Genomic DNA, 24,413 nt, shown 5'->3' with positions numbered 1-24,413 from the left:
TGTGAAATTTGGAAATATGACAGGAAATAACTTTCCTATAACATTTCCAAATTCCACAATTCTTACGATAAAAATTATAACTTTCTTTCGGGAAACTTGCAACCGAAATGGGAATGGTATATGATAGAAAAAAATAATAAGGTGAAAGATAACAATGAAAGATTTAAAAGAGATAAGAGCAGAAATTGACAGCGTGGACAAAGAGCTGGTGTCACTGTATGAAAAACGTATGGCACTGACCGAACAGGTGGCAGATTATAAGCTTTCTACCGGGAAAAAAGTCTTTGATAAGGCAAGGGAAGAAGAAAAGTTAGAAAAGGTAACTTCCATGGTAGATGACCCGTTTTTAAAGCGTGGAACAAGAGAGCTTTTTGAACATCTGATGAGCATGAGCAGAAAAAGGCAGTATCAGAAGCTGGCAGAAAAAGGCATTATGGAGCCGATACCATTTGAAGAGGCAGCGGCACTTCCGGATAAAAATATAAGAATCGTATATCAGGGAGAAGAGGGCGCATACAGCCAGATGGCAATGCAGCAGTTTTTCCATGATACCACAAACAGTTATCATGTGCAGACCTGGCGGGATGCCATGGAAGCAATCGCAAAAGGAGAAGCAGATTATGCAGTGCTTCCGATTGAGAATTCTTCTGCCGGAATTGTGTCAGAAAATTATGATTTGCTGGTAGAATATGATAATTGTATCGTGGGAGAACAGATTATTCCAATAGACCACTGCCTGCTCGGAACGAAAGGCTCAAAGCTATCTGATATTGAACAGGTATATTCCCATCCGCAGGCACTGATGCAGTGTGGCAGATATTTGGACGAGCATCGGAACTGGGAAAAACACAGCTTTAAGAATACTGCCATGGCAGCAAAAAAAGTAAAAGAAGATGGTCTCCTAAGACAGGCAGCCATTGCCAGCCGTCTTACTGCCGATATTTACAGGCTTGATATATTGGACGAGCATATCCAGGATAACAGCAATAACTGTACAAAGTTTGTCATTGTAACCGGCCGTAAGATATTCTTAAAGAATGCCGGAAAAATCAGTATCTGCTTTGAAATTCCGCATGAAAGTGGATCTCTTTATCATATGTTATCCCATTTTATTTTTAATGATTTGAACATGAATAAGATAGAATCAAGACCATTAGGAGAGCGGAACTGGGAATATCGTTTCTTTATTGACTTTGAAGGAAATTTAAATGAGAGTGCAGTAAAGAATGCATTGCATGGAATCAAAGAAGAAGCTGAAAACTTTAAAATTCTTGGAAATTATTAGAAAGACAGGTAAGACATTAAGATGAAACATTCAGGAGAATTAATTTTATATAAGAACTTTGAAAATGGAGAATTATTTTATAATTTTACATGGATTTTGGAAAACTATGATAGTGAATTTTACAATCGGTCTGATATAGTAGAATTGTATTATAGATGTTTGAACCAACTGATTGAACTGGCAGTGAGCCACGGTTTTGAAGGAAATCTGTGGCACTGTTTTCTTGCGTTTATTATGGTAAATAATGAAAATGCCTACAGTACCGCCTGCGAAATGAAAGGAGCAGTAAACGGAAGTATCAATGCGATTGCAGCCCATGATTTTGCTATTTTAAAAGAAATGTTTGATTATAACTTAAATGAAGTGGCAAAGACTCTGGAAATTGATGATATGGATGTGCTTCAGAATTTCAAGGGACCGGATGATAATGGAAGCGTATTTAACAAACGTATCCGTGACTGCATCTGTGAACTGGCTGTAGAATTGGCAGGAGCAAAGGATACCAATGCATTTCAGGACAGCGTAACCGGATTCTATGCAAGATTTGGTGTGGGAAATCTAGGCTTACATAAGGCATTCCGTATCCAGAATACCAATGGTGTTGTAGAACTGGCACCGATTACCAGAATCGCTCATGTGAAACTCGATGACCTGGTAGGCTATGAAATTGCCAAGAAGAAGCTGGTGGATAATACAGAAGCTTTTGTAAAGGGAAAGAGTGCCAATAACTGTCTGTTGTTTGGTGATGCAGGTACCGGTAAATCAACCAGCATAAAGGCAATTGCCAATCAGTATTATGAGCAGGGACTTCGCCTGATTGAAGTTTATAAGCATCAGTTTAAAGATTTGAACACTGTTATTTCCATGATAAAGAACCGTAATTATAAATTTATTATATATATGGATGATTTATCTTTTGAGGAATTTGAAATTGAATACAAATATTTGAAAGCTGTAATTGAAGGTGGGCTGGAGAAGAAACCGGACAATGTGCTGATTTATGCAACCTCAAACCGCAGACATCTGATTCGTGAGAACTTTTCAGATAAAGAGGAAGTGCGTGAGGATATGCATACTTCTGATACCGTACAGGAAAAACTTTCGCTGGTATATCGTTTTGGTGTATCTATTTACTTTGGAGCACCGACCAAGAAAGAATTCCAGCAGATTGTAGTAGAACTGGCAGAAAAGCAGGGAGTACATCTTCCGGCAGAAGAGCTTTTAGCAGAAGCCAACAAATGGGAGTTAAGTCATGGTGGACTTTCCGGAAGAACCGCACAGCAGTTTATCAATTATATGTTAGGACAGGAAGTGTAACAGAAGATTTACACAGGAGGAGGAGCACGGATGAAGACTTTTGCAGCAATTTATATCGGGTCTTATGAAATCAGCATGAAAGTGTTTGAGCTTTCCATTAAGAGAGGAATCCGGGAAATTGACCATGTCCGCCATAGAATAGAATTGGGAAGGGATGTTTATTCCCAGGGATATGTTGGATATGAAACAGCGGATGAATTGTGTCAGGTGCTGAAAGAATTCGTGGGGATTATGGAGATGTATCGGACGGATGAGTATGAAGCATATTCAGGTCTTGTCATCCGGGATGCACAGAACGAAGCATTTATTTTAGACCAGATACGGATTCGAACCGGACTTAATGTGAAAGTGCTGAGCAATTCGGAACATCGTTTTATCAGTTATAAGACGGTGGCATCCCAGAAGAATTTTGAGGATATGACCAGTCAGAATGCAGCAGTAGTTGATGTAGGTGGTGGCAGTATGCAGATAACACTTTTTGTAAAAGGAAAGGTAGTTACCACGCAGCATCTTCTGATTGGAATTATGCGTGTGCAGGAGAAACTCTTTGACCTTGGCATGCAAAGCAGCGGTAATTATGAGCAGCAGATACAGGAAGTCGTAGATAAGGAATTAGAGGTCTTTAAAGCTCTTTATCTGCCAAAGGATGGCATCCGTTATGTTATTTTTATGGGAGATTATATCTCTGCATTTATGCCGAAAATCAGTAAAGAAAATGGCAAATGTATGGTAGATGCGGACAAGTTCTATCGTTATACGGAGAAGCTGAGAGCCAAGAATACAGGACAGATTGCAAGAGAATTAGGAATCACCAACGAGAGTGATGCATTGCTGATTCCGGCACTGGTTATCTACCGGCAGTTAGTTGCTGCATTAAATGCGCAGAATGTTGTTGTTCCGGGTGTGAATGTAAATGATGGTATAGCATATGATTATGCACAGCGGCATAATATGGTGAAAGCAACACATGATTTCGAAGAAGATGTAATATCTGCGGCGGAATGTATGTCCAAAAGATATTTCGGCTATCAGCCACATCTTGAAGCATTAGAGCAGATGGCAGTCCAGATATTTGATGCCATGAAGAAGATTCATGGATTGGGAAACAGAGAGCGGCTGATACTAAGGACGGCAGCCATTCTCCATGACTGTGGTAAATTTGTCAGTCTGGTTAATGGACCGCAGTGCTCCTATGACATTATTATTTCTTCGGAAATTATTGGATTGACTCATCTGGAGCGTGAAATTGTGGCGTCTACGGTACTTTATAATACACTACCGATAGACAGCTATGACAGACTGGCAGATAAGATGGACCATGACAGTTATCTTACTGTAGCCAAGCTTGCAGCCATCCTTAAGGTGGCAAATGCCATGGATAGAAGCCACAAACAGAAATTTAAGAATGTAAAGACATCTGTTTCCGGAAGAAATCTGATTATTACCATAGAGACGGAAGATGATGTGACTTTGGAAAAGGGACTGTTTGAGTCCAAGGCGTCCTTCTTTGAAGAAGTATTCAGTATGAAACCGGTGATTAAAGTGAAAAAGGTCTATAGTTAGGAGAGTATGCGAATGGAAAAATTAAAAGAATATACGAATCCGGAATATTATGAAAACCGTGAGTTGAGCTGGATTAAATTTAATGGCAGAGTATTGAATGAAGCAAGAGACAAATCCATTCCGCTGCTGGAGCGGTTAAAATTTGTCAGCATTACTTCTTCAAATCTGGACGAATTTTTCATGGTACGTGTGGCTTCTTTAAAGGATATGGTACATGCGGGCTATAAGAAAACAGATATTGCCGGTATGACAGCGTCTGAACAGTTAGCAGCCATTAATCATGATACCAGGGAACTGGTAGAACTGCAGTATTCTACTTATAACCGTTCCCTGATTCCGCTATTGAATGCAAGAGGAATCTATATTGTAGATGCCTATGAAGATTTGGAGAATTTTCAGGCAGAATATGTAGACCGTTATTTTGAAGAAAATATATATCCGGTACTGACACCGATGGCAGTGGATGCATCCAGACCATTTCCGTTGATTCGCAATAAGACATTAAACATTGTAGCTTTACTGGAAGAAAATCCGAAGAAGGATGACCTCCTTGGCAAAGCAGAAGAGAAGAAGCTTAAGGCAGAGGGGAAGAAGGGCGGATCCATTTATGAATATGCAACCGTTCAGGTGCCATCTGTATTACCAAGGCTGATTCCGATTCCATCCGTAAAGGAAGGCGAGAAATCCTTTATCCTGTTGGAGCAGATTATTGAGAAGAATATTTCCAAATTGTTCTTAGGCCATAAAGTGGTCTGTGCTTATCCGTATCGTATTATGCGTAATGCGGACCTTTCCTTTGATGAGGACGAAGCAGAGGATTTACTGAAAGAAATTGAAAAATCCTTAAAGAAACGGCAGTGGGGCGAAGTTATCCGGCTGGAAGTGGAATATGGCATTGATAAGCGTCTGCTGGCATTTTTAAAGGATGAACTTCGGGTAGAGTCAGAGGATGATATCTTTAAAATCAATGGACCGATTGATTTGACTTACCTGATGAAGATGTATGGACTGGAAGGCTGTGATGATTTACGTTACAAACCATATACTCCACAGCCGGTGCCGCAGATCCAGCAGGGAGAGAGTATCTTTGATGCGATAAAAAGGGGTGATATTTTACTGCATCATCCATACCAGACCTTTGATCCGGTAGTCGAATTTATCCGTCAGGCAGCCAAAGATCCGGATGTACTGGCAATCAAACAGACACTTTACCGTGTCAGCGGCAATTCGCCGATTATTGCATCACTGGCACAGGCAGCAGAAAATGGCAAACAGGTATCTGTTCTGGTAGAATTAAAAGCCCGTTTCGATGAGGAAAATAACATTGTCTGGGCAAAAAAATTAGAGAAAGCAGGCTGCCATGTCATCTATGGTCTGGTGGGTTTAAAGACCCACAGCAAGATTGCACTGGTCGTAAGAAGAGAAGAAGAAGGCATCTGCCGTTATGTACATCTTGGAACCGGAAACTATAACGATTCCACTGCAAAGCTGTACACAGACTGTGGTATCTTTACCTGTTCGGAAGCAATCGGAGAAGATGCAACAGCAGTATTTAATATGTTATCCGGTTATTCTGAACCGCTGTCCTGGAACCGGCTGGTGGTAGCACCAATCTGGCTGCGGAAGCGTTTCTTGAAATTAATTGAGCGTGAAACAAAATACGCCAGGGCGGGAAAGACAGCCAAAATTGTTGCCAAGATGAATTCTCTTTGTGACCGTGATATTATTGCAGCTTTGTATGAAGCATCAGCAGCGGGAGTGCAGATTGATCTGGTTGTACGTGGAATCTGCTGCCTGAAGGTAGGCATTCCAAAGATCAGTGAAAATATCAGAGTGCGTTCCATTGTAGGAAATTTCTTGGAGCACAGCAGAATTTTCTATTTCTATAATGATGGACAGGATGAAATTTACATGGGAAGTGCTGACTGGATGCCGCGTAACTTAGACCGCCGTGTAGAGATTATTTTCCCTGTAGAAAATGAAGAGTTAAAGCATAAAGTAATGCATATTCTGGATGTGGAACTGGCAGATAATACGAAAGCACATCTCCTTCAGAAGGATGGCACCTATGAAAAGGTTGACAAACGTGGAAAGGTACTGGTGAATTCACAGCTGCAGTTCTGCAGGGAAGCAGAAGAAGCAGCACCAAAGCCTGCAGATGTGGTAAAAGACCGTATTTTTATTCCGGCAGAACCGGTAGAGGACTAAAGAAATCAGACACTTTTGCCGATATATAATGTGAAACCATTGAAATAAAGCTCCAGGGAGGGGATTGTCGCATACGGATATGACGGTTATTTTAAGGTTCCGGTTGTTTTGCTCGTTCACGAGCAGGAAAGACAGCAGAATAGAGGGTATTCGGATGAATCCAGCCGGAAAAAATGTTCCGAAAATGAATTTGAACGAATCTTTCGAAATGCATTAGACGAGGTGAAAGACAAAAAATAGAAAGTATCTATAAAGAGGGACTGTTGTTTTACAGAAATTGTAAAATGACAGTCCCTCTTGGTGTACATGAGTAGTAAGCTATCTGCAATGCAGCGCATTTTTAATATCTGATAAAATATAATAAGGAATCGGCATATGTCTCGTTCCGTTTCCCATGGAAATATAAGGTTTGTTACTTCCGTGGAAGTCAGAGCCACCGGAAATAAGCAGATGATATTTTTGCGCAAGCTTCTTAATGTTTCGTTCATCACCAAGCTGGTAGCTGGAATAGACGGCTTCAATACCATCTAAATGGCTTTCTTCTACCAGTGTCTGAACCAGAGTGTCCAATCGGTCTGCATTCATGCGATAGAGTACCGGATGGGCTAAAATGGAAAGACCACCGGCATGATGAATCAGGGAAATACCTTCCTGCGGAGAGATTTTAGGACGGTCTACATAATAAGGACAGTCATCCCCGATATATTTACTGAATACTGTATTCATATCTTTGGCAAGACCATGATTTACAAGGTATCTTGCAATATGTGCCCTTGTAATGACTGCATCCGGAAATTCTCTGATAAGACTGTCATAATCAATGGCAAGGTGTGCCTCCTGCTGCAGTTTATCAACCATCAGGCGGTTGCGGTCTGTGCGGGAAGAACGGAATGCATTTAATTTATCATTAAATACTTTATCGTCCGGGTTAATATATAGCCCGACCATATGGATTTCACGGTCATCCAGTTCACAAGAGAGTTCAACACCGGCAATGACTTCCGGTGCATCCGGGGAGTTAAGACGCAAGGTTTCTTCCTGTGCTTCTTTAATACCATCGATACAGTCGTGGTCAGTAAGGGCAAAGGCACATATCGAATGACGTATGGCTTCATGAACCAGCTCAGATGGAGTAAAAGTTCCGTCAGAGCAGGTTGAATGTACATGTAAATCAATAAATCCTGTTTCCATGGTATAATCCTTTCTAACAGCTCGAAATAATTATTTTTTAGAATTTTTTATGAATATGATTATAAGAGTAATCTTTCGTTTTGACAATCCGGAAGAAATGAGAAAAATCTTTTGCGTATAAAAACAAAGTCCTATATACTGCAATTAGGAAAAATAATCTGCAGGGGGCAGGAAGCATGAAAAAAAATTTAGAAGTAAGTATGCTTGGAACATTTCGAATGCAATATGGAAATCATTCCTTTATCATAGACCGGAAATCAACGACAAAGACGAACCGGCTGCTTCAGATCATTCTGCATGCGGGTACAGAAGGGGTAACAAGGGAAGAACTGGTGGGAAGACTTTGGGAAAATGAGGAGGTTGCAAACCCATCCAACAGTTTCCGGGCAATTCTTTTCCGGGTGCGGAAACTGCTTAAGGAGCAGGGACTGCCGGAGAGCGATTATATTATAAGCCGAAAGGGAGTTTATTGCTGGACGCCGGAAATTCCGTATCATTGTGATTGCATTTCTTTTGAAGAGAAGGCAGAGCATGCATTGAAACAGGCGGAAGATTTTGGAAAAACAGAATTAGAGGAAGCAGTCAGGCTGTACCGTGGAGAATTTTTGCCGGCACTGGGAGCATCAGAATGGGTAATTTTCTGGGCAACGAAATACCGGAAATTATATATGTCCTGTGTAAAGAGACTGTGCGGAATTTACCGGGATGAGCAGGAGTATCAGAAATTATATGAGATAGCAGAAAAAGCAGCGGTACTTTATCCACTGGATGACTGGCAGGTATACCAGATGGAGGCATTGATTGCCATGAAGCGTTCCAAAGAGGCGGTGGCATTATATCATAAGACAGAAGAAATGCTGCTGGCAGAGCTTGGCAGTGAGCCTTCAAAGTCTATGCTGGAACAATTAAAACGAATCAGCAGCTGTGTTACGGAGGATGATGCCACTCATATTCAGGCAATACAGGAGAAGCTGGAAGAAGAGAGAGAGGAAGGAGCATTTTACTGTTCGTATCCTGTTTTCATTGAAAATTACCGCTTTGCAAAACGGGTTTTGCAGCGTACGGGAAAGAGTGCGTGGCTTCTTATGAGTACCATTACCGATGGGAAGGGGTATGCTTCAGAAGGCGGTGTTCATTTCGAATACATCCGGGCAGAACTGGAGCAGGCATTGAAAAACTCCCTGCGCAGCGGTGACCTGTATACCAGATACAGCACAAACCAGTATCTGATACTTTTAATAGGTATTGAAGAAGAAAATTGCGGACTTGTGATAGAAAGAATCAATGACAACATGGAACGGACGGCTGGAAAGAAATATGTGAAATATCATAAAGTATTGGTGAATGGAACAGACGAGTAGATACGAGGAGAAATACAATACAAACAGGAAGATTTAAGTACAATTCGGAAGAATAAAGAAAAAATAGAAAAATATAACGCTTTTTATAACACAGAGTAGGCTATGATTGGTTATACAATTCATAAATTAACAGGAAATGGATAAAATGAATAAAAGGAGAAAAAACATGAGAGTAGCCAAAATGTTGGGAAAAAGAATTACAGCTTTTGTAATGGCAGCATTGATGGTATTGTCCTTATCCGGAATAACCGGGATGACAGTAAAAGCTGCCGAAAAGGATGGTACAATTAAGATGCAGCTGCAGGATACGAAGAAAATCGAGTGTTCTGCATGGATTGCTTACGAAACCAAATGGAGTGTTACCAGTGGAAAAGATAAGGTAACATTAAAAAATACAAATAAGAAAGAGGTATCTGTAACTGCGGATAAGACAGGAACAGTTACCTTGAAGTGCAAGTATAAGAATTATCTCTTTCAATGGAAAACAGAAAAATATACCATTAAAATCAGTAAGAGAACTCCGGTATTTGAAGAGAGCATTTCAAATCTGACTTATAACGGAAAAGTCCAGACACTGAATGCAAAGAACTTTGTAAAGGATGGTCCAAAGAGTGGTATTGTTGGAACCTGTGACAAAGAGATTTTAAATGCAGGAACTTATACTTATACGATTACAACACCGGCAACAGATGTATATGAGGCAGGAAGCAGGACTTATACGGTAACTGTAAATAAGGCAGAGGCAGTAATTAAGGAAAAACCATCTGCAACAATCAATCATATGTCCGGAAAACTGAGAGAGTCCCATCTGAATGGCGGAATGGCAGTAGCGGTCAATGATGAGAACCAGGAACTGGAAGGCCATTTTGAGTGGCAGAGCCCGGATGAGACACTGTGGTTTAATACTACTGGAACTGCAATCTTTGAAGATGTAGACCATCATGTAGTATTTGTGCCGGAAGGAAATGCAGCAGAGAACTATAAAGAGACGGTATTTATTGTACCGGTAAGAACCTATTTAAAAGCATTGTATGCAAATCTTACAGCCAGTGATTTTGAATATAATGGCAGTAATGATGAGAAAAACTTAAGCTGTGATGCGAATGCATACAGCTGGGGAATTGAGAAGAATCCAAGCATTTCCATCACGTATACTTATTTTGATGAGGCAGGAAATAAATTAAGCAAAGCACCGGTGGATGCAGGAACTTATACGGTAATTGCAACAGCCAGTGCAAAGAAATTTGAATCCGCAGACAGTAATGAAGCAACCTTTACTATCCGGCAGAAAACGTTGACGAATGAAATGGTAACTGCAAAGGATACTGAGTATACCGGAAGCACAGTTGCAGTTGTGGTAAAGGATGGAGACAAAACATTAGTAGAAGGAAAAGATTATACTGTAATATACAGTGGAAGTAATCCAAATGCAGGAGAGACATCAGCAGCAATTACCGGAATCGGTAACTATAAAGGAACGGTAAATACAACCTATACCATTCTTCCGAAAGAAGTGGAAAATGACAGCGTGATTGCAACTGCAAAGGAAAAATATTATACCGGAAAAGCAGTAACACTCAGTGAGGAAGATGTAACTGTAACTTATAATGGAAAAGTATTAACAGCAGGAACCGATTATACTGTTGGTAATTACAAAGATAATGTAGAAGAGGGAACTGCGCTGGCAACCGTAACCTTTACCGGTAACTATAGTGGAACTGTAAATGTAAGCTTTGGAATCAGTAAGATTCGTGCAAAAGTATATGCCAAATATGGAAATGGAAAACTGCTGCTGTTAAGTGGAAACTGTATTTTAGACCCGGCTGTATTAGAAGAAGCAGCAGATTATGCAACCACAGAGGAAAGCGTAATCCATGGATTCATCTTAGAGGATGAAAATGCAGGTGTAGTGACAACATATACAAAACTTTTCCGCAATACAGAGGGTTATAACGTATATGTAAAAGTAGCAGATACATTTACACAGAAGGCAGAGTTCTACATCCGGAAAGCAGGAACTGTCCGTCCGGAAGGAACAGTTGGTGATGCAACAGCAAATTATGACTATATAGGAAGAGCAGCAGTTTCTTTAAATCAGCTGAAAGTGACAACGGATATGTCTGGTTTTACTGCACCAGCCTCTTTTGATGCAGAAAAGAATTATGATGGAAAGATGCCGGTAACACTTGCATCTGTTTTAGATGCATATGCAGCAAACAGTGGCATTGCAGGGGATGATGCAAGATTCTACCGCGTCGAATGGTACCGGATGATTAATCCGAATTCCTGGCATATTGATGGAGAAATTGTTGATAACAGTTATACCGTTACTTTTATGGTAGACGGAAATGCATATCAGGAAGTACGTGAAGTAAAGGGAACGGAAGTTTCTGTAACAGATCCTGTAAAGGCAGAGACAGAGACAACAACCTATGAATTTACCGGCTGGACTTTAGAAGATGGCAGTAAAGTAAATGTTGCAGATTTAAATGATAGTACCGTAGTGTATGCTTCTTTTGATGAAAAGGAGAAAGGAACTGAGCCGACCGAGCCAGTTGGACCGACTGGACCAACCGAACCAACTGCCCCGTCAATATATGCACAACAAGGAAAATGCCGTAACCATGCGGCTTTCAGCACATTAAAGACAATTAAACAACCCCTATAATTACACCTAAAACGCCGTAGCAAGGTTGGACAAGCCTTGATATGGCGTTTTTAAGTGAGTAGGATATGTCGCCGCAGCTTGAAAAGAGTTGCGGTTTTTTTATGCCCGAAAACAGGCGGTAACGTGGAACGTTAGGCGCGAAAAAGCCCTTGCAATACAAGGCTTTTCAGACACAAAAACGGCAAAGGCATACTGCAATACCAAAACCGCCGAAAACGGCTTTCTAATATTCCACGCAGACCAAGAGAGGAAGTGATGAAACATGGCAGTTTTCAGAGTGGAACGCAATACGGGATATACCGTTATGAGCAACCACCACTTGCGCAATAAGGAACTCACCTTAAAGGCAAAAGGCTTGCTTTCGCAAATGCTGTCTTTGCCCGAAGATTGGGATTATACCCTTGCGGGCTTATCCCATATCAACCGGGAGAAGATCGACGCAATCCGCGAAGCGGTAAAGGAACTCGAAAAAGCCGGATATATCGTGCGCAGCCGGGAGCGCGACGAAAAGGGACGCTTGCGGGGCGCAGATTACGTCATATACGAGCAGCCGCAGCCGCGAGAGCCGGAAGCAGCTACCAGCGGCGGACAGCCGCCTATATTGGATTTACCTACATTGGAAAATCCAACATTGGATAATCCAACGTTGGAAAAACCTACGCAGGAAAAACCTACGTTGGAAAATCCAACGCAATTAAATAAAGATATATTAAGTAAAGAACAATCAATTACTGATTTATCAAGTACCGATTCCATTCCTTTCCATTCCCTAAACCCCTTGCCCTTTGCGCATGGCGAAGCGGCTACGCCGCCGGAAAGGAAAAGAACGGAAGCGAAAAGCAATAGCGCAGTAGAGATTTACAGGGAGATTATCAAGGACAATATCGAATACGACCATCTCATTCAAAACTGCAAAATTGACAAAGACCGTTTGGACGAGATTGTTGACCTTATGCTGGAAACCGTCTGCACAGCCCGAAAGACAATCCGTATTGCCGGGGACGACTACCCCGCCGAACTTGTCAAATCCAAGTTTTTGAAGCTGAACAGCAGCCATATTGAATTTGTTTTGGACTGCATGAGGGAAAACACAACCAAAGTGCGCAATATCAAGCAGTATCTAAAAGCGGTGCTGTTCAACGCGCCGAGTACCATTGACAGCTACTATACCGCCCTTGTCAATCACGATTTTTACGGCGGCGAATGAGCATAGCCACACTTTACCGGGAAAGGAGTTGATACCTTGCAGGAGGAAGTAACCCAAAAAACGATTGCCCTATACGTCAAAGTGGGAAAAGGCGCGGCGCGGCTTACCGAACAGGCGTTGCAGAAAGCAATCCGAAAGTTTTTGGAGCAGAAAAGCAAGCCCGCGCATGGGAAACAGACCATGCGCCAGCTTATGAAGCAGAACGCGGGCGTTTCCAACATCGAGATCACCGACAGCAATATCAAAGCCTTTGAGAGTACCGCGAAGAAGTACAACATAGATTTTTCGCTGAAAAAGGTTAAGGGCGAACAGACCCGTTACCTTGTGTTTTTCAAAGGCAGGGACGCGGACGTTATGATCGCAGCGTTTCAAGAGTTTTCCGCAAAGAAGCTGAACAGGGATAAAAAGCCCTCTATCCGCAAAGCCCTTGCCGCAGCAAAGGACAAGGCGAAGCAGCTTAACGCCGCCCGCGACAAGGTAAAGAAAATAGACAGGGGGCGCGAGATATGAAGCAGATAAACTACAAAAAGCTGATAATCCCGAATATCCCCTATGTGTTCTTTGTCTATCTCTTTGATAAAGTAGGACAGGCGACGCGGCTTGCCCCCGGCGCGGATATTTCCGAAAAGATACTCAATATCACACAGGGATTTTCCGAAGCGTTTTCAAATGCCTTGCCGAGCGTTCACCCGTTGGATTTGCTTATCGGCATTGTCGGCGCGGTGGTTATTCGTCTGATTGTCTATGTCAAAGGGAAAAACGCAAAGAAATACCGCAAGGGCGCAGAATACGGCAGCGCACGTTGGGGCAACGCCGAAGATATAAAGCCCTACATCGACCCGGATTTTCAGAACAACATCATTTTGACGCAGACCGAACGCCTTACCATGAACAGCCGCCCGAAGCAGCCGAAATATGCGAGAAATAAAAACGTCGTGGTGATCGGCGGCAGCGGCAGCGGCAAGACAAGGTTTTTCGTAAAGCCTAATTTAATGCAGCTTCATTCTTCCTACGTCTTGACCGACCCAAAAGGCACCGTCCTAATCGAGTGCGGAAAGCTGCTGCAACGGGCAGGCTACCGCATTAAGGTACTGAACACGATAAACTTTCGGAAAAGTATGCACTATAACCCCTTTGTCTATATCCGCAGCGAAAAGGACGTGTTAAAGGTTGTCAATACCCTTATTGTCAATACCAAAGGCGAGGGAGAAAAAAGCGCGGAAGATTTTTGGGTGAAAGCCGAGAGATTATTATATTGCGCGTTGATCGGCTACATTTGGTATGAAGCCCCCGCCGAGGAAATGAGCTTTACAACGCTGCTTGAACTTATCAATGCAAGCGAAGCACGCGAGGACGACGAGGAATACCAAAGCCCCGTTGATCTGCTCTTTGCCGATTTAGAAGAACGCAGCCCCGACCATTTCGCGGTGAAGCAATATAAAAAATACAAATTGGCGGCGGGCAAAACGGCAAAATCAATCCTTATTTCTTGCGGTGCGCGTCTTGCCCCTTTTGATATAGAGGAACTCCGGGAACTCATGTCCTATGATGAATTGGAACTTGATACATTGGGCGACAGGAAAACCGCGCTTTTCCTCATAATGAGCGATACCGACGACACCTTTAATTTTGTTATCGCTATTCTGCAATCGCAGCTTTTCAATTTGCTTTGTGATAAAGCGGACAACGAATACAACGGCAAATTGCCTATTCATGTCCGGTTTTTGCTTGATGAATTTGCCAACATCGGGCAGATACCCCGCTTTGATAAGTTAATTGCGACCATTCGCAGCAGGGAAATGTCCGCTTCTATCATTCTGCAATCGCAGAGCCAACTAAAAGCCATTTACAAGGACGCGGCAGAAATCATACTTGATAATGCCGACAGCACCTTGTTTTTGGGAGGACGTGGGAAAAATGCAAAGGATATTTCGGATAACTTGGGACGGGAAACAATCGACAGTTTCAATACTTCCGAAAATCGCGGCACGCAGGTTTCTCATGGACTTACTTATCAAAAATTAGGAAAGGAGCTGATGACACAGGACGAAATAGCAGTTATGGACGGTGGGAAATGTATTTTGCAGCTACGCGGTGTGCGTCCCTTTTTAAGCGACAAATACGACATCACGAAACACCCGAACTACAAATACCTTTCCGACTTCGACAAAAGAAACGCTTTTGACGTGGAACGGTATATGTCTACCCGTCCGGCAATCGTAAAGCCCGATGAAGCCTTTGACATATACGAAATAGATTTGTCCGACGAGGACGCAGCCGCCGAGGAATAACGGCGGCATTTTCATTTTCAACAACTTTTTTTGAGCCGCACAGCGGCAGAAAGCGAGGTTTATATGGAGTTTTTCAACAGCGCAGTTGGTGTATTGCAGACTTTGGTTATCGCGCTTGGCGCAGGTCTTGGCATTTGGGGTGCCATTAACCTCATGGAGGGTTACGGCAACGACAATCCGGGCGCAAATGCTCATGTGCGGTAAAGTAACACACAAGAATTTAATAGACAACAGCCCCTCACTATTCCTAAAATTAAGGGAAAATAAATAGATTTCTTAAAATCTGTATGGTAGAATATGATTATGAACAAATCAACAAACAAGAATTGATATGGGAGGATAACAATATGTCAAGATTAGGTATGCTTTATGCACTGAACGAAGAAGATGTAAAAAAACTTCGCTCTGTGCCAGAAGAAGAACGATATGAATATATGTTGGAAGAAATAGAAGAAGCCTTAATCGGAAGTCCGCGCAGTTGTGAATTAGATAAAGCATGGGAGGGTATTCAGTATTGCTTAGGTGGTGGACAATGGAATGAAGATAATTGCATCCCGACTAATATTGTCTTTGGCGGAGAAGTTTTGGTAGAAACGGATGATGAAATTATTACATTGAAGAAAATAATAAAATTATAGGATTTGCATATTGCTATACACTTTTAAGACCTGATGGAAAAACAATGTTTTATTTACACTCAATAGGAATGTTACCTAACTATCAAGACAAAGGTTATGGTTCAAAATTATTATCTTTTATTAAGGAATATTCTAAAGAGATTGGTTGTTCTGAAATGTTTTTAATAACTGATAAAGGTAATCCTAGAGCTTGCCATGTATATGAAAAATTAGGTGGTAAAAATGATTATAAAGATGAAATAGTATATGTATATGATTATGAAAAAGGTGATAAATAAATGAATATAGTTGAAAATGAAATATGTATAAGAACTTTAATAGATGATGATTTTCCTTTGATGTTAAAATGGTTAACTGATGAAAGAGTATTAGAATTTTATGGTGGTAGAGATAAAAAATATACATTAGAATCATTAAAAAAACATTATACAGAGCCTTGGGAAGATGAAGTTTTTAGAGTAATTATTGAATATAACAATGTTCCTATTGGATATGGACAAATATATAAAATGTATGATGAGTTATATACTGATTATCATTATCCAAAAACTGATGAGATAGTCTATGGTATGGATCAATTTATAGGAGAGCCAAATTATTGGAGTAAAGGAATTGGTACAAGATATATTAAATTGATTTTTGAATTTTTGAAAAAAGAAAGAAATGCTAATGCAGTTATTTTAGACCCTCATAAAAATAATCCAAGAGCAATAAGGGCATACCAAAAATCTGGTTTTAGAATTATTGAAGATTTGCCAGAACATGAATTACACGAGGGCAAAAAAGAAGATTGTTATTTAATGGAATATAGATATGATGATAATGCCACAAATGTTAAGGCAATGAAATATTTAATTGAGCATTACTTTGATAATTTCAAAGTAGATAGTATTGAAATAATCGGTAGTGGTTATGATAGTGTGGCATATTTAGTTAATAATGAATACATTTTTAAAACAAAATTTAGTACTAATAAGAAAAAAGGTTATGCAAAAGAAAAAGCAATATATAATTTTTTAAATACAAATTTAGAAACTAATGTAAAAATTCCTAATATTGAATATTCGTATATTAGTGATGAATTATCTATACTAGGTTATAAAGAAATTAAAGGAACTTTTTTAACACCAGAAATTTATTCTACTATGTCAGAAGAAGAACAAAATTTGTTAAAACGAGATATTGCCAGTTTTTTAAGACAAATGCACGGTTTAGATTATACAGATATTAGTGAATGTACTATTGATAATAAACAAAATGTATTAGAAGAGTATATATTGTTGCGTGAAACTATTTATAATGATTTAACTGATATAGAAAAAGATTATATAGAAAGTTTTATGGAAAGACTAAATGCAACAACAGTTTTTGAGGGTAAAAAGTGTTTATGCCATAATGATTTTAGTTGTAATCATCTATTGTTAGATGGCAATAATAGATTAACTGGAATAATTGATTTTGGAGATTCTGGAATTATAGATGAATATTGTGATTTTATATACTTACTTGAAGATAGTGAAGAAGAAATAGGAACAAATTTTGGAGAAGATATATTAAGAATGTATGGAAATATAGATATTGAGAAAGCAAAAGAATATCAAGATATAGTTGAAGAATATTATCCTATTGAAACTATTGTTTATGGAATTAAAAATATTAAACAGGAATTTATCGAAAATGGTAGAAAAGAAATTTATAAAAGGACTTATAAAGATTGATTATATAATATATGAAAAGCTATTATAAAAGACATTAGTATTAAATAGTTTAAAAAAAATCATCAAGATGTCAGAGATATTGTTGAATATCTTCATCAGAATAAATTGCAAGAAATAATACAAAAGAACTTTTGGAATATTGATGATGAAAATTTTATGTATAAAAACGATGATGGATTAGAACACACTTTAGGTTGGAGCGAAGAAATTCTTGCTTTTTACGAAAACGCACTGAAAGAAAATTGCCAAGTGATTTTTACTGTTGACTTTTAAGCAAATTTCAGTTTATCGAGCAGATAGCAAATCCAGCCGAGCCAGTCAACGGCAAGCAAGTGGGCTTCGCCCACCGTTGACAGCCTCGCCCGTTTTTGCTGATAAGCAGCCAAGAGGACGATAGCCCAAAGTGCTACCGCCCTCTTTTATTATTTACAACTGAATAACCGTCGCCACGCAGCGGCACATGAAGCAGTAAATCCGAAAAAGATTTGCTGCTTTTTTGTTGTCCGTTTGGCAAATTTCAAAATGTTCTGTATTAGGGAATGAAGCCGGAAAAAGCCGCTGATTTTTTCATACAGCGGGCAAAACGCAGCCAGCCCAACGCTCTATGTGTGAAAAAAAGCTGGTTGCGATTTCCCGAAAAAGTGGCAGTAGGAAGTGAGCGGCAGTCCGGCAGTTTCTTAGAGCAAGATTCTACCGCAGTACCAAAATTCGCTTATCGCTCATTTTGCCCCTGCGGGAATCTTGTTGGGGAGTGCCTTCCCCAAACCCTGCTTATGCGGCTTACGCCGCTGGAAAATCCCTCAAAATAATTTTTCGGATTTTTCAAAAACAGTTCCGCTTTACACCCTGTTTTTCTCCTATTAGTGAGAGGACACCACGCACAGCCGAAGGAGGTTTTACCATGCGAAAACGATATAACACGCCGCACCGCAGCCGGGTAGTCAAGACACGCATGACCGAGGAAGAATACGCCGAGTTTGCGGAAAGGCTTTCTGCTTACAACATGAGCCAAGCCGAGTTTATCCGGCAAGCCATAACCGGGGCAGCCATACGCCCCATCATAACCGTTTCCCCCGTCAATGACGAGTTGCTTGCCGCTGTCGGGAAGCTGACCGCCGAATACGGCAGGATCGGCGGCAACTTAAACCAGATAGCCCGGACGCTGAACGAGTGGCACAGCCCCTACCCGCAGCTTGCCGGGGAGGTACGGGCGGCGGTTTCCGACCTTGCTGCCCTAAAGTTTGAAGTCTTGCAGAAAGTGGGTGACGCTGTTGGCAACATTCAAACATATCAGCTCTAAAAATGCGGACTATGGCGCAGCGGAAGCCTATCTCACATTTGAGCATGACGAGTTTACCATGAAGCCCACCCTTGATGAAAACGGGCGGCTGATACCGAGGGAGGATTACCGCATTTCTTCCCTCAACTGTGGGGGCGAGGATTTCGCTGTTGCCTGTATGCGGGCTAATCTCCGCTATGAGAAAAACCAAAAACGGGAAGATGTGAAAAGCCACCACTATATCATCAGCTTTGACCCACGGGACGGGACAGACAACGGCTTGACCGTAGACCGGGCGCAGGAGCTGGGCGAGCAGTTCTGTAAAGAGCATTTCCCCGGACACCAAGCCTTAGTCTGCACCCACCCGGACGGGCATAACCACAGCGGCAATATCCATGTGCATATCGTCATCAACTCCCTGCGGATTTATGAAGTCCCGCTTCTGCCCTACATGGACAGACCAGCCGACACACGGGAGGGCTGCAAGCACCGCTGCACCAACGCCGCTATGGAATATTTCAAGAGTGAAGTCATGGAGATGTGCCACCGGGAGGGGCTTTACCAAATCGACCTCCTAAGCGGCAGCAAGGAACGGATAACCGAACGGGAATACTGGGCGGCAAAGAAAGGACAGCTTGCCCTTGATAAAGAGAACGCTGTCAGAGAAGCCGCAGGACAGCCGACCAAGCCCACCAAGTTTGAAACGGACAAGGCGAAGCTGCGCCGGACGATACGGCAGGCACTTTCCCAAGCTGGCAGCTTTGACGAGTTTTCTTCCCTTTTGCTGCGGGAGGGTGTGACCGTCAAGGAGAGCCGGGGGCGGCTTTCCTACCTCACACCGGACAGGACAAAGCCTATCACAGCCCGGAAGCTGGGGGACGATTTTGACAAGGCTGCTGTCCTTGCCCTGCTCACGCAGAACGCCCACAGAGCCGCCGAACAGACCAAAGCCATACCCGAATATCCTGCCGCAGTTAAAAAGCCGTTACAAGGGGAAAAAACCACAAAAACCACCCCGGCAGACAACACCTTGCAGCGCATGGTTGACCGGGAAGCCAAGCGAGCCGAGGGCAAGGGCGTGGGCTATGACCGCTGGGCGTCAAAGCACAATCTAAAGCAAATGGCAGCTACCGTTACCGCCTACCAGCAGTACGGCTTTTCTTCCCCGGAGGAACTGGACGAAGCCTGTTCTGCCGCCTATGCCGCCATGCAGGAAAGCCTTACAGAGCTGAAGCAGGTGGAAAAGACACTGAACGGGAAAAAGGAGCTGCAACGGCAGGTGCTTGCCTATTCCAAGACCCGCCCTGTCCGGGACGGGCTGAAACAGCAGAAAAACGCCAAGGCAAAAGCAGCCTACCGACAGAAGCATGAAAGCGACTTTATCATAGCAGACGCAGCCGCCCGCTATTTCAGGGAGAACGGCATTTCCAAGCTGCCGAGCTATAAAGCCCTGCAAGCAGAGATTGAAAGCCTTATCAAAGAGAAAAACAGCGGCTACAACGATTACCGGGCAAAACGGGAGGAATACCGCCGCTTACAGACTGTCAAGGGCAATATCGACCAGATTTTACGCCGGGAACGCAAGCCTGTGAAAAGGCAGGAACAGGAGCGATAAAAACCGCCCCAAAATGTACCCGAACCCATACAGAACAAGGGGGCTGCCCCGCACCCTATCCGCAATACCAAAGGATTTTTTAACGGGCTTACAGGGCAGAAAAACCCCGAAAATGATACCGAGATGATACAGAATTACCGCCGATACCGCCACACCAGCGGAAACGGCAGAAAGGAGCGCACCCATGCCAAGAATGAGCAAGAAACGGCGGCTGGAATGGTCTTTTTTCCTGCGGCAAGTAAAAGTCGGGAATACCACCTGCGACCGTATCACATACAACGACCTCTGCCGGGGCTGTACCCATAGCTGCAAGCAGAGCTTCCGGGCGGTTATCATACTCTGCCCCCACTACTACTCCAAACGCCGGAAAAAGGAGGACAGGGACAATGGCAGATAACCGCAAGTATTACTACCTCAAGCTGAAAGAGAACTTTTTTGACAGCGACTCCATTGTGCTGCTGGAAGATATGAAAGACGGGATTTTATACTCCAATATCCTCTTGAAGCTGTACTTAAAATCGCTGAAAAACGGCGGGAAATTGCAGCTTGACGAGCATATCCCCTACACAGCGCAGATGATAGCGACACTGACCCGCCACCAGATAGGGACGGTTGAGAGGGCTTTAGAGATTTTCCGGCAGTTGGGGCTTGTGGAGCAGCTTGACAGCGGGGCTTTTTATATGACCGATATTGAGCTGATGATAGGACAGTCCTCTACCGAAGCCGAGCGGAAACGGGCTGCAAGACTGGAAAACAAGGCACTTTTACCGCCCCGGACAAAAGGCGGACATTTGTCCGACATTCGTCCACCAGAGATAGAGATAGAGTTAGAGAAAGAGATAGAGATAGAAAAAGAGAGAGAGGGAGAAACGGGACACCCCGCCCCCGCCGCTTATGGCAGATACAACAATGTGATACTGACCGATACAGAACTTTCCGGGCTAAAAACAGAGTTGCCCGACAAGTGGGAGTATTATATTGACCGGCTTTCCTGCCATATCGCTTCCACCGGGAAACAGTACCACAGCCATGCAGCCACCATTTACAAGTGGGCGCAGGAGGACGCTGCCAAAGGCAAGGCTGCCCCGAAACAGGGCATACCCGATTATTCATGCAAGGAGGGCGAGAGCTTATGAAAAACGGAATTGAAGCTATGATTACGGACATTACAGCCACTACCGCCGAAGCGGAGGACTACACAGGCGAGGACGGGCTTTTATACTGCGGTAAGTGCCATACGCCCAAAGAAGCCTATTTTGCAGAGGGAAAGACTTGTTTCGGGCGTGACCGCCACCCGGCAGAGTGCGACTGCCAGCGGGCAGCCCGTGAAAAGCAGCAAGCCGCCGAAAGCCGACAGAAGCACCTTGAAAAAGTGGAGGACTTGAAACGCCGGGGCTTTACCGACCCTGCTATGCGGAACTGGACATTTGAGCATGACAACGGCAGAAACCCGCAGACCGAAACCGCCCGCTTTTATGTGGAGAGCTGGGAAACCATGCAGGCTGAAAATATCGGCTACCTGTTTTGGGGCGGCGTGGGGACGGGAAAAAGCTACCTTGCCGCCTGTATCGCCAACGCCCTTATGGAAAAAGAGGTTGCCGTCTGCATGACAAACTTTGCAACGATACTGGGTGACCTTGCCGCCAGCTTTGAGGGCAGGAACGAATATATTTCCCGCCTTTGCAGCTACCCTCTGCTGATACTTGATGATTTCGGTATGGAGCGAGGAACAGAATACGGGCTGGAACAGGTTTACAGCGTGATTGACAGCCGTTACCGAAGCGGCAAGCCGCTGATCGCCACGACCAACCTCACGCTGGAGGAATTGCAGCACCCGCAGGACACGCCCCACGCCCGTATCTATGACAGGCTGACTTCCATGTGCGCCCCCGTCCGCTTCACGGGCAGCAACTTCCGAAAGGAAACCGCACAGGAAAAGCTGGAACGCTTAAAGCAACTGATGAAGCAGCGAAAGGAGAGCCTATGACAGAAACGAAACAGACAAGCACCACCAAAACAGACCGCCGCCCGGACTGTGTGACGGAAATCCGCATGGGCAACTCCGTCCTTACCGTTTCCGGCTTCTTCAAGCAGGGCGCAACCGACACCGCAGCCGACAAGATGATGAAAGTGCTGGAAGCGGAAGCTGCTACACAAAAAACGGCGATTTGACCGACCATAAAGAAGCAGATTTGACGCTTTTGCCGCTATACAGACAGCCGCCCCATGTGGTACAATCAAGGTACGGAATAGTGGGGCTGGCTGTCGGAAACGGAGGATTTTATGTTAAGACAGACCAACCAACAACCAATTACCGCCCTTTACCCAAGACTATCCCATGAGGACGAGCTGCAAGGCGAAAGCAATTCCATTTCCAATCAGAAGCGTATCCTTGAAACCTATGCAAAGCAGAACGGCTTTTCCAATCTGCGCTGGTACACGGACGACGGTTATTCTGGTGCGAACTTTCAAAGACCCGGTTTTCAAGCCATGCTTGCGGACATTGAAGCCGGAAAAGTCGGGACAGTTATCGTAAAGGATATGTCGAGGTTAGGGCGAAACTACCTGCAAGTGGGAATGTACACGGAAATGATTTTCCCACAGAAAGGTGTCCGCTTCATCGCTATCAATGACGGAGTGGACAGCGCACAGGGCGACAATGACTTTGCCCCGCTGCGGAATATCTTTAACGAATGGCTGGTGAGAGATACGAGCAAGAAAATCAAAGCAGTAAAACGCTCAAAAGGCATGAATGGCAAGCCCATCACAAGCAAGCCTGTGTATGGCTACCTCATGGACGAGGATGAAAATTTCATTATTGACGAGGAAGCTGCACCCGTAGTCAAGCAGATATACAACCTCTGTCTTGCCGGGAATGGTCCGACCAAGATAGCCCGTATGCTCACAGAGCAGCAAATCCCCACGCCGGGAACGCTTGAATACCGCAGGACGGGCAGCACCCGCCGCTACCACCCCGGCTATGAGTGCAAGTGGGCGACCAATACCGTAGTGCATATCCTTGAAAACCGGGAATACACAGGCTGTCTGGTAAATTTCAAGACAGAAAAACTTTCTTACAAAGTCAAGCACAGTGTAGAAAATCCCCCGGAAAAGCAAGTGATTTTCGAGAACCACCACGAGCCTATCATAGACACCCAAACATGGGAACGGGTGCAGGAGCTTCGCAAACAGCGCAAACGCCCAAACCGCTATGATGAAGTGGGTTTGTTCTCCGGCATACTGTTCTGTGCGGACTGCGGCAGCGTGATGTATCAGCAGCGATACCAGACGGACAAGCGCAAGCAGGACTGTTATATCTGCGGCAACTACAAGAAACGCACCCATGACTGTACGGCGCACTTTATCCGCACCGACCTCTTGACCGCTGGTGTACTCTCCAATCTGCGGAAAGTGACCAGCTATGCGGCAAAGCATGAAGCCCGGTTTATGAAACTCTTGATTGAGCAGAACGAGGACGGGGGCAAACGCAGGAACGCCGCCAAGAAAAAGGAACTGGAAGCCTCCGAGAAACGCATAGCCGAGTTATCCGCTATCTTCAAGCGGCTGTATGAGGACAGCGTGACCGGGCGCATATCAGACGAGCGTTTCACAGAGCTGTCGGCAGACTATGAAGCAGAGCAACGGGAGCTGAAAGAAAGAGCCGCTGCTATTCAAGCGGAGCTTTCCAAAGCACAGGAAGCCACCGTGAACGCAGAAAAGTTTATGAATGTTGTCCGGCGGCATACCAGCTTTGAAGAACTTACCCCTACTCTGCTGCGGGAGTTTGTAGAGAAAATCGTTGTGCATGAGTGCAGCTATGACGAGAACAAGACCCGCAGACAGGACATTGAGATTTATTATTCTTTTGTTGGCAAGGTGGACTTGCCCGAATAACCGCCCGACCTATCCGACACAATGCGCAAGTGCCGGATAGGAACGGCAAAATTTTTTACACTTCTATTACTTCTTTATCGCACATCAGTAAAGAGCCAGGGCATGAAGCAGCTCATGGCGGGCGGCGGCGTCGCTTTGATCGGCGGCACCCTTGTTCCCCTGCTTTCTCAACTTTTTG

23 protein-coding genes and 1 pseudogene are annotated in these 24,413 nt (G+C 43.6%); 23 read left to right on the top strand and 1 reads right to left on the bottom strand.

Annotation, left to right across the window (positions count from 1 at the left end; all coding sequences use genetic code 11):
* Positions 1-154: 154 nt before the first annotated feature.
* From pheA to DWX65_RS08190, 4 genes are read left to right on the top strand one after another with little or no spacing between them, the layout of a single operon-like run.
* Complete coding sequence (pheA, locus tag DWX65_RS08205) at positions 155-1,285, top strand: prephenate dehydratase (RefSeq protein WP_118057244.1); 1,131 nt, start codon at positions 155-157, stop codon at positions 1,283-1,285.
* A 21-nt stretch (positions 1,286-1,306) separates the two neighbouring features.
* Positions 1,307-2,602, top strand: a complete 1,296-nt coding sequence (locus tag DWX65_RS08200; RefSeq protein WP_117698734.1) for an ATP-binding protein — start codon at positions 1,307-1,309, stop codon at positions 2,600-2,602.
* Positions 2,603-2,632: 30 nt separating this feature from the next.
* Positions 2,633-4,165 carry a Ppx/GppA phosphatase family protein gene (locus tag DWX65_RS08195; protein WP_118173212.1) on the top strand — a complete coding sequence of 511 codons (1,533 nt, stop codon included), beginning with the start codon at positions 2,633-2,635 and terminating at the stop codon, positions 4,163-4,165.
* 12 nt (positions 4,166-4,177) lie between these two features.
* Positions 4,178-6,373 (top strand): RNA degradosome polyphosphate kinase, encoded by a 2,196-nt coding sequence (locus DWX65_RS08190; protein WP_118173211.1) that lies wholly within the window; start codon positions 4,178-4,180, stop codon positions 6,371-6,373.
* A gap of 318 nt (positions 6,374-6,691) precedes the next feature.
* Here the strand turns inward: DWX65_RS08190 and DWX65_RS08185 are convergent, their stop codons facing one another.
* On the bottom strand, positions 6,692-7,564 hold the full coding sequence (locus DWX65_RS08185) for a PHP domain-containing protein (RefSeq protein ID WP_118173210.1): 873 nt from the start codon (positions 7,562-7,564) through the stop codon (positions 6,692-6,694).
* Between the two features lie 176 nt (positions 7,565-7,740).
* Here DWX65_RS08185 and DWX65_RS08180 point away from each other — a divergent pair, with 176 nt between their 5' ends.
* From DWX65_RS08180 to DWX65_RS15750, 19 genes and pseudogenes are all read left to right on the top strand, one after another.
* Entirely contained in the window at positions 7,741-8,925 is a 1,185-nt protein-coding gene (locus tag DWX65_RS08180) for an AfsR/SARP family transcriptional regulator (RefSeq protein ID WP_118173209.1), read from the top strand.
* A 166-nt stretch (positions 8,926-9,091) separates the two neighbouring features.
* On the top strand, positions 9,092-11,593 hold the full coding sequence (locus tag DWX65_RS15165) for a hypothetical protein (protein ID WP_199535041.1): 2,502 nt from the start codon (positions 9,092-9,094) through the stop codon (positions 11,591-11,593).
* Between the two features lie 262 nt (positions 11,594-11,855).
* The gene (locus DWX65_RS08170; protein WP_118173208.1) at positions 11,856-12,800 is read left to right on the top strand and encodes a DUF6017 domain-containing protein; all 945 of its coding nucleotides are present in this window, start codon (positions 11,856-11,858) and stop codon (positions 12,798-12,800) included.
* A 36-nt stretch (positions 12,801-12,836) separates the two neighbouring features.
* A complete protein-coding gene (locus DWX65_RS08165) occupies positions 12,837-13,310 on the top strand; it encodes a PcfB family protein (RefSeq protein WP_118173207.1) in 474 nt (157 codons plus the stop codon).
* A complete protein-coding gene (locus DWX65_RS08160) occupies positions 13,307-15,091 on the top strand; it encodes a VirD4-like conjugal transfer protein, CD1115 family (protein ID WP_118173206.1) in 1,785 nt (594 codons plus the stop codon). Before DWX65_RS08165 ends, DWX65_RS08160 begins: the two co-directional genes overlap by 4 nt.
* Positions 15,092-15,154: 63 nt before the next feature.
* A complete protein-coding gene (locus tag DWX65_RS08155; protein WP_007860219.1) occupies positions 15,155-15,295 on the top strand; it encodes a Maff2 family mobile element protein in 141 nt (46 codons plus the stop codon).
* Positions 15,296-15,378: 83 nt separating this feature from the next.
* Complete coding sequence (locus DWX65_RS15160; RefSeq protein ID WP_318253665.1) at positions 15,379-15,729, top strand: DUF1877 family protein; 351 nt, start codon at positions 15,379-15,381, stop codon at positions 15,727-15,729.
* Positions 15,705-16,007: a GNAT family N-acetyltransferase gene (locus tag DWX65_RS15155; protein WP_442969759.1), complete on the top strand. Its 303-nt coding sequence runs from the start codon at positions 15,705-15,707 to the stop codon at positions 16,005-16,007. The genes DWX65_RS15160 and DWX65_RS15155 overlap by 25 nt, the downstream gene beginning before the upstream one ends.
* Positions 16,008-17,447: a bifunctional aminoglycoside N-acetyltransferase AAC(6')-Ie/aminoglycoside O-phosphotransferase APH(2'')-Ia gene (locus DWX65_RS08145; protein ID WP_001028144.1), complete on the top strand. Its 1,440-nt coding sequence runs from the start codon at positions 16,008-16,010 to the stop codon at positions 17,445-17,447. It abuts the gene before it with no gap.
* 69 nt (positions 17,448-17,516) lie between these two features.
* Positions 17,517-17,720 (top strand): annotated as a pseudogene (locus tag DWX65_RS08140) (DUF1877 family protein); the annotation flags it as partial.
* Positions 17,721-17,986: 266 nt separating this feature from the next.
* Positions 17,987-18,256 carry a hypothetical protein gene (locus DWX65_RS15150; RefSeq protein WP_199535040.1) on the top strand — a complete coding sequence of 90 codons (270 nt, stop codon included), beginning with the start codon at positions 17,987-17,989 and terminating at the stop codon, positions 18,254-18,256.
* 92 nt (positions 18,257-18,348) lie between these two features.
* Entirely contained in the window at positions 18,349-18,747 is a 399-nt protein-coding gene (locus DWX65_RS08135) for a plasmid mobilization protein (protein ID WP_002569238.1), read from the top strand.
* Positions 18,719-20,341 (top strand): relaxase/mobilization nuclease domain-containing protein, encoded by a 1,623-nt coding sequence (locus DWX65_RS08130; protein WP_118173205.1) that lies wholly within the window; start codon positions 18,719-18,721, stop codon positions 20,339-20,341. The genes DWX65_RS08135 and DWX65_RS08130 overlap by 29 nt, the downstream gene beginning before the upstream one ends.
* A gap of 184 nt (positions 20,342-20,525) precedes the next feature.
* Positions 20,526-20,738 (top strand): hypothetical protein, encoded by a 213-nt coding sequence (locus tag DWX65_RS08120; RefSeq protein ID WP_058966390.1) that lies wholly within the window; start codon positions 20,526-20,528, stop codon positions 20,736-20,738.
* Positions 20,728-21,477 carry a phage replisome organizer N-terminal domain-containing protein gene (locus DWX65_RS08115; RefSeq protein ID WP_002569235.1) on the top strand — a complete coding sequence of 250 codons (750 nt, stop codon included), beginning with the start codon at positions 20,728-20,730 and terminating at the stop codon, positions 21,475-21,477. Before DWX65_RS08120 ends, DWX65_RS08115 begins: the two co-directional genes overlap by 11 nt.
* Positions 21,474-22,328, top strand: coding sequence for an ATP-binding protein (locus DWX65_RS08110; RefSeq protein ID WP_002569234.1), 855 nt, complete (start codon positions 21,474-21,476; stop codon positions 22,326-22,328). Before DWX65_RS08115 ends, DWX65_RS08110 begins: the two co-directional genes overlap by 4 nt.
* The gene (locus DWX65_RS08105; RefSeq protein WP_002569233.1) at positions 22,325-22,513 is read left to right on the top strand and encodes a transposon-encoded TnpW family protein; all 189 of its coding nucleotides are present in this window, start codon (positions 22,325-22,327) and stop codon (positions 22,511-22,513) included. Before DWX65_RS08110 ends, DWX65_RS08105 begins: the two co-directional genes overlap by 4 nt.
* A gap of 111 nt (positions 22,514-22,624) precedes the next feature.
* Entirely contained in the window at positions 22,625-24,235 is a 1,611-nt protein-coding gene (locus DWX65_RS08100; protein WP_002569232.1) for a recombinase family protein, read from the top strand.
* Between the two features lie 21 nt (positions 24,236-24,256).
* Positions 24,257-24,413 (top strand): Maff2 family mobile element protein (locus DWX65_RS15750; RefSeq protein WP_118173295.1); only part of this gene is annotated, 157 nt, incomplete at its 3' end.

Source organism: Roseburia sp. AF20-18LB (assembly GCF_003461185.1).
Classification (GTDB): Bacteria; Bacillota; Clostridia; order Lachnospirales; family Lachnospiraceae; genus Roseburia_C; species Roseburia_C amylophila.
The sequence above is the reverse complement of the archived record's forward strand: the minus strand, read 5'-3'. Positions and strand labels throughout refer to the sequence as shown.

Excerpts from the sequence above, each read along its gene's own strand:
- DWX65_RS08155 (WP_007860219.1), top strand. The coding sequence starts at position 15,155 with ATGGAGTTTTTCAACAGCGCAGTTGGTGTATTGCAGACTTTGGTTATC.
- DWX65_RS08115 (WP_002569235.1), top strand. The coding sequence starts at position 20,728 with ATGGCAGATAACCGCAAGTATTACTACCTCAAGCTGAAAGAGAACTTT.
- DWX65_RS08110 (WP_002569234.1), top strand. The coding sequence starts at position 21,474 with ATGAAAAACGGAATTGAAGCTATGATTACGGACATTACAGCCACTACC.
- DWX65_RS15165 (WP_199535041.1), top strand. The coding sequence starts at position 9,092 with ATGAGAGTAGCCAAAATGTTGGGAAAAAGAATTACAGCTTTTGTAATG.
- DWX65_RS08135 (WP_002569238.1), top strand. The coding sequence starts at position 18,349 with ATGCGAAAACGATATAACACGCCGCACCGCAGCCGGGTAGTCAAGACA.
- pheA (WP_118057244.1), top strand. The coding sequence starts at position 155 with ATGAAAGATTTAAAAGAGATAAGAGCAGAAATTGACAGCGTGGACAAA.
- DWX65_RS08190 (WP_118173211.1), top strand. The coding sequence starts at position 4,178 with ATGGAAAAATTAAAAGAATATACGAATCCGGAATATTATGAAAACCGT.
- DWX65_RS08145 (WP_001028144.1), top strand. The coding sequence starts at position 16,008 with ATGAATATAGTTGAAAATGAAATATGTATAAGAACTTTAATAGATGAT.
- DWX65_RS08195 (WP_118173212.1), top strand. The coding sequence starts at position 2,633 with ATGAAGACTTTTGCAGCAATTTATATCGGGTCTTATGAAATCAGCATG.
- DWX65_RS08105 (WP_002569233.1), top strand. The coding sequence starts at position 22,325 with ATGACAGAAACGAAACAGACAAGCACCACCAAAACAGACCGCCGCCCG.
- DWX65_RS15150 (WP_199535040.1), top strand. The coding sequence starts at position 17,987 with ATGAAGCCGGAAAAAGCCGCTGATTTTTTCATACAGCGGGCAAAACGC.
- DWX65_RS08180 (WP_118173209.1), top strand. The coding sequence starts at position 7,741 with ATGAAAAAAAATTTAGAAGTAAGTATGCTTGGAACATTTCGAATGCAA.
- DWX65_RS08170 (WP_118173208.1), top strand. The coding sequence starts at position 11,856 with ATGGCAGTTTTCAGAGTGGAACGCAATACGGGATATACCGTTATGAGC.
- DWX65_RS08160 (WP_118173206.1), top strand. The coding sequence starts at position 13,307 with ATGAAGCAGATAAACTACAAAAAGCTGATAATCCCGAATATCCCCTAT.
- DWX65_RS08185 (WP_118173210.1), bottom strand. The coding sequence starts at position 7,564 with ATGGAAACAGGATTTATTGATTTACATGTACATTCAACCTGCTCTGAC.
- DWX65_RS08200 (WP_117698734.1), top strand. The coding sequence starts at position 1,307 with ATGAAACATTCAGGAGAATTAATTTTATATAAGAACTTTGAAAATGGA.
- DWX65_RS08120 (WP_058966390.1), top strand. The coding sequence starts at position 20,526 with ATGCCAAGAATGAGCAAGAAACGGCGGCTGGAATGGTCTTTTTTCCTG.
- DWX65_RS15160 (WP_318253665.1), top strand. The coding sequence starts at position 15,379 with ATGGTAGAATATGATTATGAACAAATCAACAAACAAGAATTGATATGG.
- DWX65_RS08100 (WP_002569232.1), top strand. The coding sequence starts at position 22,625 with ATGTTAAGACAGACCAACCAACAACCAATTACCGCCCTTTACCCAAGA.